The organism is Microvirga sp. VF16, assembly GCF_016864375.1.
Taxonomy (GTDB): domain Bacteria; phylum Pseudomonadota; class Alphaproteobacteria; order Rhizobiales; family Beijerinckiaceae; genus Microvirga.
In genome coordinates, this window is the sequence record NZ_CP069358.1 from 124,824 (window position 1) to 140,214 (window position 15,391).

A 15,391-nucleotide genomic window follows, 5' to 3' on the forward strand; every position below is an offset into this window, starting at 1 on the left:
GAGGCGGAACTGCTCATCGGCCCCCTCCTCCCGGACGGATCACCATGTCCTCGGGGCGCCAGACAAGGCGAACGTTCTCGCCCTCGGCTGGTTGTGCCTCGCCCGTGTTCTGGCGCACGATGATCGCGGGGCCGCACTCGGTTTCACACTGGAACAGCCAATGATTGCCCTGAAAAATGCGGTTTGTGATCCGGGCCTTGAGTCCGCTGTCGGATTCGCTGCCGAAGCCGACCTTCTCCGGACGTACAGTGACCATCACGGGACCGGAAGCCCCAGCGGGCGCCGGCCACTGACAGGAGCCGGCGACGAGACGCGGCGAGGCGGCGTGCCGGTCGATCTCTCCTGGAAATTCGTTGGTCTTACCGAGGAATTGAGAAACGAATGCAGAGGCCGGCCTCTCGTAGGCCTCGTGTGGTGTGCCGATCTGCTCGATGCGGCCCTTGCTCATCACGACGATGCGATCCGAGAGCGCCATGGCTTCGGTCTGATCGTGAGTCACCAGAACGGTGGTGGTGCCGATGCTGCGCTGAATTTGACGCAGCTCGATCTGCATGTCCTCGCGCAGCTTCGCATCGAGGTTGGAGAGCGGCTCATCGAGCAGGAGCACATCGGGTTTGATGACAAGTGCACGCGCCAGGGCAACGCGCTGCTGCTGTCCGCCGGACATGCGGCGTGGGTAACGATCCGCGAATCCATCGAGCCCAACCATGGCCAACGCATCACGCACGCGCACCTCACGCTCGGCCCGGGGCACGGCCCGCATCTCGAGCCCGAAGGCGATGTTCTCTGCAGCCGTCATGTGGGGGAACAAAGCGTAACTCTGAAACACGATGCCGAGACCGCGCTTTGCGGGCTTCACGCTCACAAGGTTGCGGCCGTTCAGACTGATGGCTCCAGCAGACGGATCCACGAAGCCGGCAATCATCTGCAGCGTGGTAGTCTTGCCACAGCCCGATGGCCCGAGCAGCGAGATGAATTCACCCTTGGCAACGGTAAGGGATATGTCTTCGACGGCCACATGATCGCCGAAGCGTTTGGAGACGCGGTTGAGTTCAAGAATGGACATGCGCTCGGTCAGACCCTCTGGAGCTTGAAGGAGGTCCGACCCCGGTTTCCACCGAGGCCGGACGGCAAGTCAGGGCGCTGCGCGTATCAGCGCTCGACCTCACGGTTCCAGCGCTTCGTCCATTCGTCACGCTTGGCGTTGATGCTGGTCCAGTCGGGATTGTACAGGCTGGCGGCACGCTCGCCGATCGGCGCCATCTTTCCGAGTTCGGCCGGCACCTCGACCTTCTTGTTGACGGGGCCGTAACCGTAATCCTTGAGCAGGATAAGCTGAATCTTCGGCTCCAGCATCGCCTTGATGAATTCGGAGGCGATCGGCGAGGCGTTCGGTTTCTCGATCGGACAGGCTGAAGCAAGCAGCGACACCGCACCCTCTTTGGGGTAGACGAAATCGACCGGGAATCCGGTATTGGCAAAGGACTGCACGCGGCCCGTGCCCCACACGGCGAGGGCAGCCTGTCCGGACTGGAAGAGTTCCGTCATCTTGCCAGGTGACGGCTCGTAGGCGAGCACGTTCGGATTGACGTCCTTCTTCATGATATCGAAGCCGGCCTCGACGTTCTTCTCACCGCCGCCATTCATCTTCGCGAACATGAGGAGCGTGTAGAGACCGTAGGTGTTGTTGATCGGCGGAATGACGATCAAGCCCTTGTATTTGGGGTCCTTGAGATCATTCCATGACGTCGGCGCGGCCCAGCCTTTCTCTTCGAAGAATTTCTTGTTGTACATCAGGCCGGTTGCAACAAAGCCGACAGCGACGGCACGGTCGTCCTTGAACCGCGCAGTGTCGTACAGATCGGCTGTCGGAAGGTTCTGAACCTGCCCGCAGAAGCCAAGTTCGATGGCTTGGTACATCGGGCCGTCATCGACGATGGCGACGTCGATTTGTTGATTGCCTTTCTGCGCCTGCAGCTTGGCCAGGGTGTCGGTGGAATTACCAGCGACATATTCGACCTTGACGCCATGCTTCTTCTCGAAGTCCGAGATGACTTCGTCGCGCATCGTCTTCTCGAACGACCCACCATATCCTGCGACATACAAGGTCTTCTGCTGTGCCATTGCCGGAGTTGCAGAGACGACGAGCGCCGCGAGGCTCACTGCGGTAAACAAGCCGGAAATCTTCATGTAATTCTGTTCCTCTTCTTTGAATCGTCAGTAAACTGACGAAGATGTCCCTCTTATTAGTCCGCCGACGAGCCGCGACGGTGGCCAACGATCCCAACTCGTATATTGATCGTCAAATGCATAATGGCATTATCTTCATGCCTGAATGTTATGAATGGAGACCGCATGCCAGCAATCAATCTGAGGCAGGTAGAGGCGTTCCGAGCGGTCATGCTCTCAGGCAGCGTGACCGCTGCGGCCAGCATAATGGGGATCACCCAGCCGGCGGCGAGCCGCCTGCTGCGTGACCTTCAGTCAGTGTTGAAAATGCCGCTGTTTGAAAAACGAGGCACCGGCCTCGTGCCGACTGCAGCAGCGACGGCCCTCTACGCCGAAGTCGAGCGCTCTTTCTCTGGCCTCGACCGCATCTCCGCTGCGGCGGAGGAAATCCGAACACGACGCACCGGTATGCTGCGCGTCGCCGCTCTGCCGGCGTTGGCCAACGGCTTCATGCCGCGCTTCGCCGGCCATTTTCTCAGGGACAGGCCCAACCTTAGCTTCTCCCTCTTTGGCGTGATTTCGCCACTCGTGATCGATTGGGTGCTGAACCTCCAGTGCGACCTCGGCTTCGCAGAGGCGCCGATGGCGCATGCAGGCCTCCCCTCCATGCGCATGCCGACACTGCCACGTGTTGCCATCCTCCCGGAAGGACATCATCTTTGCGCCAAGTCGGTGCTGCGCCCCCGCGATTTCGAGGGCGAAACATTCATTTCGCTGACGCCAGGCAGCAGCAGCAGGCACTTGATCGACAGCGTTTTCACCAAGCACGGCATCTCACGCGTTCTTCGGATCGAGACGACTCTGTCGGAGATCATGTGCGGCATGGTTTCCTCAGGACTCGGTGTCTCTATCTGCGATCCTTTCACAGCCGCAGAATTTGCATCGCGCGGCGTCGTCTCCCGTCCCTTTATACCGCGCATCGACTTCGAGTTTGCGGCAGTCTTCCCACCGCAGCGCCGTCCTTCGCCTGTCGCAGAAGAATTCGTTGAAGCTTTCTCGGCACACGTGCGGGCAATGGAAACGTCAATCCTCTCTGCCCCACCGAAACCAGTGCGGAAAAAGCGTAAGCCAAGCCTGTAGCCTCACTATCTGGCAGCGGCGGAGCTTTCGGGCCGGATGGGTTTCAACATTGGCCGACCCCGAGTGCGCTCAGGTCAACGTCGCGAGCTTTGGCAGCTTCAGCAGACCTCGGGCACTAGGTCATGGCTCCTTGACTGCCGCATCAATGGGTTGTCAGCCCGGCGATACTCAGCGGTGCAGTGTCCCTAACGAACGCGGTAAATTTCCGCTCCAGTTCTGATTCCGGACGACGCAACGACTGCAGCAATGAGATCGGCATCTTGATCTGAGGCTCAAATCGCCTCACCTCTATCATGCCTGACGTAAAGTTCGTGGCAGTTTCGAGGTCGACCAGCCCGACGCCGACACCTTCGCTGACCAGCTTGCACAAGGCACTGCCGACGGTTACCTCCAGCCGCTGCGGCAAGGCGATGCCATGTTCAGCTAGCACCGCTTCGACCTGCTTCCGGATGATATCGGGGCGAGAAAGGCTGATAAGGTAGACGGACGTCAAATCACGCGGCGTGACGCAGTCCTTCCGGGCAAGCGGGTGATCCTTCGGCATGACGCAGACGGTGTCGATGCTGAACAGGTCGGTGCGCTTGATCGACACGTCGTTCGTCGATGCCTGCGCGATCCCTATGTCGAGGCGCCCCTGCCCTACCATCTGGGCGATATCCGGCGAGGAAAACGTCTCGAGGGTCAGATTGGCATTCGGGAAATGCTGAAGGAATCTTGCGACGAGCTTGGGCATCCAGCCCATGGATAGCGCCGGAATGACGCCGACCACAAGGCGGCCGTGCTTCAACTCGTGCAGCTCGCGCCCAATTCCCGAAAGGATTTCCAACCCTATGAAACTGCGGGCGACCTCCTTGTAGAAGGTGCGGGCTTCAAATGTCGGCATCAGGCCGCTCTGGGTTCGCTCGAACAGCTTGAGGCCCAGTTCGTCCTCAAGAGCCTTCAATGCCTTGCTGACGGCAGGCTGCGATACCCGAAGTGCATTGGCGGCTTCCGTAATGGTGCCACGCTCCATGATCGCTTTGAAGAACTCCATCTGCCGGTAAGTCAAGCGCATGGATAACCTCCGGTTATGACCGCCCGAACTTTATGAATTTGACGCAGGATGGATGCCACGTAAGCTGAATGTTGTCAAAAATAAACCCGCACGCTCCTTAACGAAATAACAGCGGGTCTCCAGAGTTGTTCAGCAGCGATGAAGTATTCATCCCTGCTCTTAGTGCCGACCATAGTCGACAGAAACAAGGGAGAATGTGATGCGCAAATATGTTCTGCTGAATACATTGACAGCGAGCCTTACGTTATTTCTATCTACAACCGCAATTGTCTATGCTGCTCCTTCAGGCGTATTGAAGATTGCTGTCGGAGCTGACCCAGAAACATTCGACCCGCATTTCAATGATCTGCCGACCGGCAACACGGTCGACCTGCATGTCCTTGAGGGGCTCTTCCGCCTCGACGCCGAAAACAACGTCGTCAAAGAGCTTGCAACGGACTACAGCTACTCGGACGACGGCAAGGTCTTTACCGTCAAGATCGAGAAGGGTCGGAAATTCAGCAACGGCGATCCTTTGAACGCGCAAGCTGTGGCGGCATCGTTCAATCGGCTGCTCGATCCGAAGGTCGCCTCAATCTACCGCGGCCTCTATTCGTCGATCCAGCGCGTGACCGCAACAGATGATGAGACCATCCAGTTTCACACGGCGGAGCCGAACGGCCACATTCTGCTCCTGCTAGCGTCGACGACGGCAACGATCGTCAATGTCTCAGCCATCGAGAAAATGGGACCGGAGCACAGCCGCAAGCCGGTCGGGAGCGGACCTTACAAGGTCGAAAGCTTCGTCGGCGGAGAGCGATACCGGCTTGTCCCCAACCCGAGCTATCAGGGCAAGTTTCCGGCGAAGCTCGAGGCCATCGAGTTTCTCGTGGTTCCCGAGGACGGATCGCGCATGGCTCTCATGGAAACGGGCGAAGTCGATATCGTCGAGCGCGTGCCGCCGGAATCCATTGCGGCGATCGATGCTCTCGACAAGGCATCCGTCATGAAGCCACCGAGCATGTTCTCCATCAACATGGAGATCGTGTTGCGCGGCGCAATGGAGAATCCCAAGGTTCGGGAAGCGCTCAACCTGGCTGTGGACCGAAAAGGCATGGTAGAAGGCATTCTCGGCGGACTCGGCACCCCTTCCGTCACGATGCCCGGACCCGGAACCCAGAATGAGCTCCGCGTGACGTTTGATCCGATCCCCTATGACCCCCAGCGCGCAAAAGCACTCCTGCAGGAAGCTGGATATGGCCCCGGCCAGTTGAGCATCACGATGGTTTGTCCCAACGGTCGTTACATCAAGGATGCCATGGTCTGCCAAGCCCTCCAGGGTTCGTTCCAGGCGATCGGAATCAATGCCAACGCAAAGGTCGTGGATCGTGGAACTTGGAGCGAGATCATAGGTCGCAAGCCGGACAAGCGCGAAGACAATATGGGTATGGTCGGCCGCGCAACCGCGGGAATGGACTTCACGCTTTACCGCCTGTTTAAGACAGGCGTCGGAGCCAATACCACCGGCTACTCGAGCCCAAAGATCGACAAGTTGCTGGCCGAAGGCCGCGCAACCACTGACCTGAAGAAGCAGAAGGAAATCTATGCCGAGATCCAGAAGCAGATCTGGGAGGATCGCCCCTTCGTCTTCCTCTGGTACCAGACCCAGGCGGTTGGGGTTTCTGACCGGGTGAAGGGCTTCCAGGTTCAGCCCAACGAGACGATGCAGTTCGACAAGATTTCGCTGCAGTAACGTCCCTCAAGGTGAGAGCCCAGGCCCATGTTCGTGTTCAAGCGTATGATAGCGGCTATTCCGACACTCGTGATCGTCTCGCTCCTGGTGTTCTGGTTTGTCGATCTCATTCCGGGCGACCCTGCGCGCATTCAGGCGGGTCCTATGGCCACGCCTGAAGAGGTAGAGGTCATCCGCGAACGCATGGGGCTGAACCTGCCGGCTCTCACCCGTTACGCCCACTTCCTGGAGGGCATCGTCAACCCTGAGGTTGCGGTGTCGCTGCGGACCGGTCGCCCAATCTCAATCGAGATTAGCGAGCGGCTTCCCAATACACTGATCATCGCCATCGGCGGCCTTATCGTAGGCGTCCTGCTCGGGACCATTGCAGGACTCGCCTCTGCGCTCTGCCAGGGCACCTGGACAGATACCCTGATCACGGCGATTACTCTCGCTGGCATATCCATGCCAATCTACTGGCTCGGATTGCTGTGCATATGGCTGTTCGCCGTCTATCTCGGCTGGCTGCCGGCGGCCGGCGCGCAGACATGGGCGCACTTCGTTCTTCCGATCCTGGCAGTGGCAACGCGCCCTGCAGCTATGTTCAGCCGCTTAGTAACGGCCAGCCTGCTGGAGGTCGTCGGCAAGGATTACCTCGACACTGCTCGGTCGAAAGGATTGAGCGAGGTGCAGGTGCTGCTTCGCCATGCCTTGAGAAATTCGCTGGTCGCCTCGGTTTCTGTTGCGGGCGTGCAATTCGGCGCAATGCTTGGCGGCTCCGTCGTCACGGAAACCGTGTTCGGCATTCCGGGCGTCGGTCGGATGCTCGTCGACGCCGTCACGCGCGCCGACTACCCCGTCATTCAGTATGCGATCCTGATGTTCGCGTTCTTCTTCGTGATGATCAATCTCCTGACCGACATTGCTACGCAATGGCTTGATCCGCGGACCCGGCAAAGCGCTGGCGCAGCGTAGGGAGGGAATGATGACATCCACAGCTGAACCCGGAACCGCCATCGTGAGCTCCACTCGAGAAGCAGCTGGCAGTCGGCGCGGCATGGGCCTTCTTGCGGCCCTCGCCATGCAACCCAAAGGCCTCCTCGGCCTGGCGATTGTCGGACTATGCATGGTGCTGGCCATCGCCGGTCCCTGGATCGCACCGCTGGATCCCTATGGCCAGAATTTCGCTCAGACGCTGAAAGGCCCGTCCGCGGCCCACTGGTTCGGCACCGATCAGCTGGGACGAGACGTGTTCAGCCGGGTCTTAACAGGAGCAAGAACCTCCCTCGGCATCGGGATTGGAGGTGTCGTGTTCGCGTTCCTGATTGGTGTGCCGCTTGGAATGCTCGCGGCCTATCGCGGCGGGCGGCTCGATTTTCTGCTGATGCGCGGCATCGACATCATGCTCAGCTTTCCCGACATCGTGTTCGCCTTGGCCATCGTGGCCATCCTGGGTGCAAATACGCAGAATGTCATCTTGGCTGTCGGGATCGTTTCCGTCCCTGTTTTCGCCCGCACGGCTCGCGCCGTCACACAGAGCACCCTAGCCGAACCCTATGTCGAGGGAAGCGTCTCTCTGGGCTGCTCGCCCTTGCGAGTCATGATACGGCATGTGCTGCCGAATATCGCAGGCATCCTGCTTACTCTCGCAAGCCTCCTGTTCGCGACGACGCTCCTTTCAGCATCGGGGCTCTCGTTTCTCGGCCTGGGAACCCAACCGCCGGAGCCGGAATGGGGAACCATGCTGGGCGAGAGCCGATCCTACCTGCGCTCCCATCCGCACCTTGCAACGTTCCCAGGGCTCTGTCTTGCCCTCTCTGCGCTGGGCTTCAATCTTCTGGGAGAGGCTCTACGTACTGTCTATGACCCTACAGCCGTGCACAGCCGATCGAAATTCGGCTCCATCTTCTCCGATCTGATCGGCAGAGCAAGACCAGCCCACCCAAACCCGGTTCGGGATCACTCCGACACCGACCCGGCACTCAAGCCCATTGAAACGAAGGATCTCCGGGTCGCCTTCCTCCCATCAACAAACCCGATCCAAGTCGTCCGGGGCATCAGTCTCGCCGTCGAGAAGGGGCGAACCCTAGCCATCGTGGGCGAGTCCGGATCCGGCAAGAGCACACTGCTGCGTGCTGTTGCGACGTTGTTGCCACGTCAAGCCGGGATCATCGGCGGCAGCGCTTCGATTTCCGGTACTGAGCTTCGCGGCCTCTCGCCGAAAGAGGTACAGGAGCTGCGTCGCAAAAAGATCGGGGTCGTCTTTCAGGATGCGGCGAGTGCACTGAACCCAGTCCTGACGGTCGGCCAGCAGCTCGAGGAGGCTATTCGGCAAGGCACCTCGCGTTCCTCCGCCGAGGCCCGCTCCCGCGCCATAGCGTTGCTCCAGGACGTCAAGATCGCCGATCCAGAACGCCGCTTGGATATGTATCCCCATCAGTTCTCAGGCGGCATGAAGCAGCGCATCGTCATCGCCATGGCGCTTGCTCAAGATCCCGATGTGCTTCTCGCTGATGAGCCGACCAGTGCCCTCGACGTCACCGTCCAGCAGCAGATCCTCGTCCTGCTGCGCGAGCTACAGCGCAGTCGCGGCATGACGATGCTGCTTGTGACGCACGACCTCGGCCTGGTCGCACGTTATGCCGACGACGTCGGAGTGATGTACGCGGGCGAACTGGTAGAGTTCGGAACGGTCGATGAGGTTCTGGTGACTCCAGCCCATCCCTACACCGTTGCGTTGAAGCAGTCCTCGCCGGGGCTCTCCGAACACGGAAATCGCGTCCGGCTGCAGGCGATCTCCGGAGAGCCGCCTTCCGTGGACCGTGTCCCCGAGGGGTGCCCCTTCGAACCGCGGTGTCATTTTTCACGCAACCGTGGCCGCTGCCGCAGCAAGAGCCCCAAGCCCCGCCTTGTTCTGGGGAGAATGGTTGCCTGCCATTTTGCAGAGGAGTTGGTCAATGCGCCCGCATCTCGTTGAGGACGAACTCCCTGAAGAGGTCATCGTCGCGCAGGATATCAGCAAGCACTTTCCCGTCACGACGGGTCTCTTCTCCCGAAACACCGGCAAGCCCATCCGCGCCGTAGACGGCGTCAGCTTTCATATTCCTCGTGGCAGCTGCTTTGCAGTAGTCGGTGAGTCCGGCTCTGGCAAGAGCACACTGGCTCGACTCATCGTTGGGCTGCTTCGACCGACGGTCGGCGATGTCAAGATCGATGGTCAGTCTCTGGGTGCGTGCGGCGAGGCCGAACTGCGGGTTATGCGCAGGAAGGTGCAGCTTGTGCTTCAGGACCCTCGTGCCTCCCTCGATCCACGCATGCGCGTCCATGCGGTGCTTGAGGAAGCACTCCACGTCCATAACATCGGCGCAACCCGAGGCGAGCGCCAGAGTCGTATCATGACCGTGATCCGTCAGGTCGGCCTCACCCCAGATCACCTTGACCGCTATCCAAATGAACTTTCCGGTGGGCAACGGCAACGGGTCGCCATCGCGCGGGCCATCATCTGTGAGCCGGAGATCCTTGTTCTGGATGAACCTGTCAGTGCCCTTGATGTTTCGGTTCAGGCGCAGATCATCAATCTGCTTATGGACCTGCAGGAACAGCTTGGGCTGACCTATATCGTGATTACGCACGATCTGGCGCTTGTAGGGCACATGGCCGACGCGGTCGGCGTGATGTACCTGGGCAGGTTTGTCGAAATCGGCCCTGCCGCAGCCATCTCATCGAGGCCGCATCATCCCTATACGCAAAGCCTGCTTTCAGTAGTCGCAACGACGGATCCGCGGATCGAGAAGACCCGTGATCTCATGATCCTCGAGGGTATGGTGCCGAGCCCTTCGTCTATTCCGAGTGGCTGCTCCTTCCACACCCGCTGTCCCCTTGCCCGGAGGCTTGGCGAAGCAGCCGGCGTCGACGCTGTACAGAGGCCATTCGGACGGCTTCCGTCCCGGTGCGTGACCGAGGTGCCGGTTCAACAGGCGATTCCGGATGAAGGTACTCTTGTGACCTGCCATTTCGCAGGTCGTCGATGTGCCCGCGATGAGAACTCACACCCGCTTCCATCAAACAGGAGAAAGTCATGACGACTGGAGCAACCGCTGCCGATATCGTGATCGTCGGCGGAGGAATTTATGGTACGAGCCTTGCCTTCGAATTGGGCAGTCGCGGATACAGTGTCATCCTCCTGGAAGCCCATGAAATCGCCTCTGGCGCATCGGGCGGACCCGGAGAACGCGGTGTTCGTGCCAATGGTCGGGACATCCGCGAATTACCCGTCATCTCGCAGGCTCTGGAACGCTGGCAGAAGTTCGAATCCGAGATCGAAGGAGGTGTCGGCTACCGGCGGGTCGGCGGCTTGCAGGTGTATGATGCGCCTTACGGCTACCGCGAGCACGAAATCCGTGGCCGCATGGAGGCTCAGGCGGCCATCCAGACACAATTAGGAACACCAACTAGCGTTCTCTCCAGAGATGAGGTCCTGGAGAGGGAGCCGGAAATGACGCGCAGCATCATTGGCGGACTCTATTGCCCCAATGATGGCGTTGGTGACCATACTTTTGCGACACGCCAGTTCGCTACGGCAGCCGAGCGCGTCGGTGTCACTATCCGATCAAAGGCAAGGGTGATCGAGATCATCAAGCAGGGATCTACGGCAAAGGCAGTTCGCATCGAGAACGGCGAGGTGATCACCGTCGGCAGCAAGCTTTTCCTGCTGTGCAACGCTGGCGTTCCGAAACTGTTGTCGCCCATTCTCAACCCACACGAGGTGCCCCACGTGTGGAATTTGATGCCACAGATGATGTACGTGACGAACCCTGAGAACCGAACGGTCAATCACCTGTTGTCGCATGCGCATCGCCGGCTTGCCGTCAAGCAATTGCCGGATGGCACCGTCATGCTCTCGGGAGGAGTTAGTGTCACGCATGAAAACGGCAGGGTCGCGCAGGGCTCCCTCAGCTCTACCGCCATCAATCTAACCGACGCGATTGCGACTCTGCCATTCCTCGACAGGTCGGAGTTCCTGAAGGTTGACGCGACTCGAGTCGAGACCGTCGCTCTTGATGCCGTTCCGGTGATCGGACAGCCTGAAGCGGCCGAGAATATCTACTTCGGCTATGCCTGGTCCGGCCATGGCTTTGCGATATCACTAGGATTTACGAAGCTTTTTGCGGATTGGGTCGCGAGCGGTCGCAAGCCCCCCGAGCTTGAACCGTTCTCTCCGACCCGGTTTACTCTGGCATCGACGGCGTCGAAATCCGCCACACTGCAATCCATGGCGCTTTCTGCATGAGCTCTGGTCGTCTGGACCGCCGCGATGCGGCCCAGGCAACACTCCGCCGAGCTGCTGCTAATCGTAATCCTCCAACCGACCGGAAAATCTAAATGAGCAAAAGACTTGATCTCGATTCCAGGGGAAAGTCCGTCTTCGATCTTCGCACTCTCTTGGAGAGGCCTGATGGGCTTGCCGAAGATGTTCTCGTCAGCATCAATAACGGACCCGGCCCCAGCGTTATCCTGTGTGGCGGCATCCACGGAGACGAGTATGAACCTCAGATCGTGCTCCGGCGGCTCATTGATGAACTCTCCCCCTCGGATATTCGAGGACGGCTCGCCATCATCCCGACACTGAACTTTCCTGCGTCGCAGAAAGGCAGCAGGCTTTCACCGCTAGACGGCCATAACATGAACCGTGTCTTCCCCGGAAAGCCGGATGGAACCGCCACGGAGAGACTCGCTGCATTCCTATACAGAGAGGTCTTTCCCTCGTTCGACCTGCTGGTGGACGTCCATTCAGGCGGCGGTGACTTCAAGGTGGTCCCGATGATCTTCGGTTTCACGGCACCTGGCTGTCGTGTGGGCGACAGTGAGCTGGAAAGGGTGATGGAAGGCTGGGGCTACCGTTTCATTCAGTATGTGGACGGAATCGCCTCGACATCAGCGGGATCTTCGCCATCGGCTGGAGTAGCCTCGGTGGAGATCGAAGGTGGGTCGGGTGGCGACATCACTGAACGCGATGTAGAAATCATGTATTCCGGTATTGTGCGCGGTCTCAAAAATTTCGGCGTATTAGCCGGATCAGAAGGAGCAGTTTCCAAGGATGTTATCCGGGTCGACGTAACTGATGCCAATCAGTATATGGCCCCTACGGACGGCATCATTGAACATCGTGTCGACCTGGGCGCTGCCGTCCATGAAGGGCATGTTGTTGCATTGTTGCATCCGGTTGCTGGCGCATCGGCCGAACCGATCAAGATTCATGCATCAAAAGCAGGATATATCCTGCGCCAAAGAGCACGAGCGTTTGTGCGCAAAGGCGAACTGATCGGCAATACGGGTACGGCCCGAACCCAGTGACGCTGGCAGCGCCTGACACGTGGCGCGTCTGCTTGTGACAGGGTCGTGAGCCTATAAGAGATCTTCACTTGCAGCAACTGAAGCCTCGCCTCCTCGATACGGGGGGCTCTGATGCATCGACATGGGCGTTGTCACAGGAACTGGAGCGGAGCAGCAAAAGGGCCGATGGCCAGCCTCATTCAAGCGGCCACGGCCGCAGCTTGCCATTGCTCCGCCGCCTCGGCTCGAAAGAGGCGCAGCGTGCGGCGGGAGATGAGATGGCGCTGGAGGTTGAAGGTGTTGTAGGCGGCGGAATGAGCAGAGAGAAATCGCTGGGCTGAGCCAGCCGACTTGAAGCCCTGCATCTTGCGCTCTTGTCGGCGCACCACCTGATGCGAGGCCTCGGCACGGTTGTTCTTCCGTAAGCCCTTCTCATGGCGAGCTGAGAGGCCCAGCTCCCGACGCGCTGCTCCATAGGAAGCCAGCTTATCGGTCACGAGCACGCTCGGAGCATAGCCTTGCTTCTTTAGCAGCCGGCGCATGAGCCTCATGGCCGCGGCTTTATCGCGCTTGGGCTGAACAAGAGCGTCCAGGATCTCGCCTTCGCTGTCGACCGCTCGCCACAAAAACATGCGTCGACCCTGGATCGAGACCACCATCTCATCCAGGTGCCAGATGTCTGTCGGACGAGATCGCCGCCGTCGCAGGTTGCAGGCGAAGGCGGGGCCGAACTTGAGCACCCATCGCCGCACCGTCTCGTAGGAAAGATCCAGCCCACGTTCGGCCAGGAGTTCCTCGACATCTCGATAGCTGAGCGTGAACCGCAGGTAGAGCCAGACGGCGTGCCGGATGATCTCAGGCGGGAACTGGAGACGGTGATACGATATGAGCTGCTACCCTACTGCCCTTCGGCCCAGCCCGTCACGCCTTCCCGTGACAACGCCGTTCCAAGTCGCATGATGAGCAAGTCAGGGCTGCATAGGCTCTGACGCCGCACCTAGAAGGCCCCTCATCGTCTTACTTTTGCGGACCGAGCGGAACAGGGCAGATTGAGCAGGCACTTCTGATGAGCCATAGGCACTTTTGTATCGCGACAGGAAGGAACGATACACGCCATACTTGAAGTAGATCGGGTTCGCGTGCGTCGTATTTGGGCCCACCACGTCAGCGGTGAGGCGCCCGTTGACATACACCCGGATGAACCCGTCTGCGGCCATCGACCAGCGTGCATGAACACGGATGTCCTGCCAGCGCCCTCGAAGGTTCCGCTCACTGATCAGGGGGAAGTGTCCAAGCTTAGTCTGGTTGAGATCGAGGTAGTAGCTTGAGGTATTCGAGCCCTGCGGAATACCGTACTGAAACAGCACAGGCGGGCTTGTGACGCCTTTCTGGTGGAACTGACCCAGGGCTGTCTTGGCCGGGTAGATATTCGGGAAGTCCTTTGGAAGGTAGAAGGAAAACTCATACCAGTACTCGTCTCCCACACGGCTCGACGCGTCGACTTCCCCCAACTCTGAGCGTTCTCGATCCCTAAAGCAGTCACGCGAGGTGCAATCTCCGGGGCGCACCTCAAACCTCTGCACCGACCCTCTCCTGGATCCCGGGACCGTTGTGACGCCGTGTGGTCGATCACTCAGACTCCGCCTGAAAGGGGAAAATGCCTCGGCTCTAGCTGTCGCACTCGCTACGAGGAGCATGAGAACGATCGAGAGCAGCTTCACCATCGGACCTCACGAGCGTTTGTTCGAGTGCCAGACTTCGTAGCATAGCAGGGTGCTCGGAATTCTGCCTCGCCAGATGGTTTCTTATCGAGGACGGCCGCACCCGAGTAATCTCCGCCTGAACCAGCTTCCCAAAGCTTGAGGAGACCGGGATAATGATGGGCGATCGCATAGAACGTCCTGAAGTCAGCCGGAACGGAACCGCCGCCAGCTCGGCGACCATCAGAAGTGCAGCATTCGGAACGGTCAGGATAGGAGTTTCCTCTGTAGGTGCCGTGGCATTCGGTGCCATGGCCTTGGGTGCATTTGCAGTTGGCGCTCTCGCCGTTGGACGGCTGGTGATTGGAAAGGCGCGGGTCGGCCGCCTTGAAATCGACGAGCTTGTGGTCGGCAAGCTTGTCATCAAGGACAAACGGCCATGAGTGTAATGACAAGTTGCTATGCGCAAAGCATGACGCCATTCGGCCGCGCCGACGGGCTTGACGAGTTGCAACTCCCGAGCGCAGCCCCGGCCCCGGCGACCGGTCGCAAATAGCAAACCAAGGGGGGATGTCACATTAACGGCGAATACTACTCAGTACTCGTCAAGGAAAAATCTCGCGCCGAGGGAAATCAACGACTTGGGCTGTGCAAAAACTGACCTTGTCGGCCAGCCCAATGGCTATACTCAGTTAATGTGCCATCCCCTTCCGAGAGATGCCCGATTCTGAGTTGGCTGTGGAGTCACGCGTCAAGAATCCATTCACAATAGATCAATTCAGCGGTGGGAAACTTCTTTGCGCAGAATCATTTAGCTGAAAAGGCCGAATCAATTCGCATGTAAAAGCCCGGTTCCGGGCGATTCGAAGTTACGCACTGAATTCGAGATCGCCTAGTGTTCGCACCGAAGTTCGATTCGCGATCCGGCTTTATGATTCGAGAACCGCTGGTTCGATGTGGTTAAGAACACTTAACGAAACCACCGGCGTTTCTGGATATTTGAACTAGATTCTAGACTGCCACTGACGGGCCTTTGTCCGTATGTCGGCGGATCTCCTGGCTGGTCGTGAGCGCCTCAGGGACACAGAATGCTGGATACGCGGTTATGGAATGAGATCATCGGTCCGCGGCCGTGATCAATACTCTGTTAACCATACGCGCGCGACTATGCATTGCCTGATCGATCTGGGACAACGAGCAGGTCTTTCCACGACAACAAGCGGGGCGCGCTCATGCGCCTCGTTTGGTTTCGGCACGCGTTCCAACGCAGTTACAGCCTCGTAA

Annotated in this window: 13 protein-coding genes; 8 read left to right on the top strand and 5 right to left on the bottom strand. The window is 59.0% G+C overall.

What is annotated here, in order from left to right; genetic code table 11:
• Positions 1–13: 13 nt before the first annotated feature.
• Together JO965_RS43500 and JO965_RS43505 are read right to left on the bottom strand one after the other, a co-directional pair.
• Positions 14–1,066, bottom strand: a complete 1,053-nt coding sequence (locus JO965_RS43500; RefSeq protein ID WP_203447788.1) for an ABC transporter ATP-binding protein — start codon at positions 1,064–1,066, stop codon at positions 14–16.
• An 86-nt stretch (positions 1,067–1,152) separates the two neighbouring features.
• Positions 1,153–2,190, bottom strand: coding sequence for an ABC transporter substrate-binding protein (locus tag JO965_RS43505; RefSeq protein ID WP_203447789.1), 1,038 nt, complete (start codon positions 2,188–2,190; stop codon positions 1,153–1,155).
• 165 nt (positions 2,191–2,355) lie between these two features.
• Between JO965_RS43505 and JO965_RS43510 the strand changes: the two genes are divergently transcribed.
• Positions 2,356–3,309 carry a LysR substrate-binding domain-containing protein gene (locus JO965_RS43510; RefSeq protein ID WP_203447790.1) on the top strand — a complete coding sequence of 318 codons (954 nt, stop codon included), beginning with the start codon at positions 2,356–2,358 and terminating at the stop codon, positions 3,307–3,309.
• Between the two features lie 142 nt (positions 3,310–3,451).
• On the opposite strand, the gene JO965_RS43515 is transcribed toward JO965_RS43510, so the two are convergent.
• Positions 3,452–4,363 (bottom strand): LysR substrate-binding domain-containing protein, encoded by a 912-nt coding sequence (locus JO965_RS43515; protein WP_203447791.1) that lies wholly within the window; start codon positions 4,361–4,363, stop codon positions 3,452–3,454.
• A 199-nt stretch (positions 4,364–4,562) separates the two neighbouring features.
• Between JO965_RS43515 and JO965_RS43520 the strand changes: the two genes are divergently transcribed.
• The 6 genes from JO965_RS43520 to JO965_RS43545 all read left to right on the top strand — a co-directional run bounded on the left by JO965_RS43520 (position 4,563) and on the right by JO965_RS43545 (position 12,428).
• Positions 4,563–6,095, top strand: coding sequence for an ABC transporter substrate-binding protein (locus JO965_RS43520; protein ID WP_203447792.1), 1,533 nt, complete (start codon positions 4,563–4,565; stop codon positions 6,093–6,095).
• Between the two features lie 27 nt (positions 6,096–6,122).
• The gene (locus JO965_RS43525; protein ID WP_203447793.1) at positions 6,123–7,049 is read left to right on the top strand and encodes an ABC transporter permease; all 927 of its coding nucleotides are present in this window, start codon (positions 6,123–6,125) and stop codon (positions 7,047–7,049) included.
• A 7-nt stretch (positions 7,050–7,056) separates the two neighbouring features.
• A complete protein-coding gene (locus tag JO965_RS43530; protein ID WP_203447794.1) occupies positions 7,057–9,051 on the top strand; it encodes a dipeptide/oligopeptide/nickel ABC transporter permease/ATP-binding protein in 1,995 nt (664 codons plus the stop codon).
• Positions 9,032–10,156, top strand: coding sequence for an ABC transporter ATP-binding protein (locus JO965_RS43535; RefSeq protein ID WP_203447795.1), 1,125 nt, complete (start codon positions 9,032–9,034; stop codon positions 10,154–10,156). Before JO965_RS43530 ends, JO965_RS43535 begins: the two co-directional genes overlap by 20 nt.
• Positions 10,153–11,364: an FAD-binding oxidoreductase gene (locus JO965_RS43540; protein ID WP_203447796.1), complete on the top strand. Its 1,212-nt coding sequence runs from the start codon at positions 10,153–10,155 to the stop codon at positions 11,362–11,364. Before JO965_RS43535 ends, JO965_RS43540 begins: the two co-directional genes overlap by 4 nt.
• Before the next feature lie 92 nt (positions 11,365–11,456).
• Entirely contained in the window at positions 11,457–12,428 is a 972-nt protein-coding gene (locus JO965_RS43545; protein WP_203447797.1) for a succinylglutamate desuccinylase/aspartoacylase family protein, read from the top strand.
• A 179-nt stretch (positions 12,429–12,607) separates the two neighbouring features.
• Here the strand turns inward: JO965_RS43545 and JO965_RS43550 are convergent, their stop codons facing one another.
• Both JO965_RS43550 and JO965_RS43555 read right to left on the bottom strand, forming a co-directional pair.
• Positions 12,608–13,294, bottom strand: a complete 687-nt coding sequence (locus JO965_RS43550) for an IS6 family transposase (RefSeq protein ID WP_203447900.1) — start codon at positions 13,292–13,294, stop codon at positions 12,608–12,610.
• 81 nt (positions 13,295–13,375) lie between these two features.
• The gene (locus tag JO965_RS43555) at positions 13,376–13,990 is read right to left on the bottom strand and encodes a polysaccharide lyase (protein ID WP_203447798.1); all 615 of its coding nucleotides are present in this window, start codon (positions 13,988–13,990) and stop codon (positions 13,376–13,378) included.
• Positions 13,991–14,283: 293 nt separating this feature from the next.
• On the opposite strand from JO965_RS43555, the gene JO965_RS43560 reads away from it, so the two are divergent.
• Positions 14,284–14,550, top strand: coding sequence for a hypothetical protein (locus tag JO965_RS43560; RefSeq protein WP_246777307.1), 267 nt, complete (start codon positions 14,284–14,286; stop codon positions 14,548–14,550).
• Positions 14,551–15,391 lie beyond the last annotated feature (841 nt).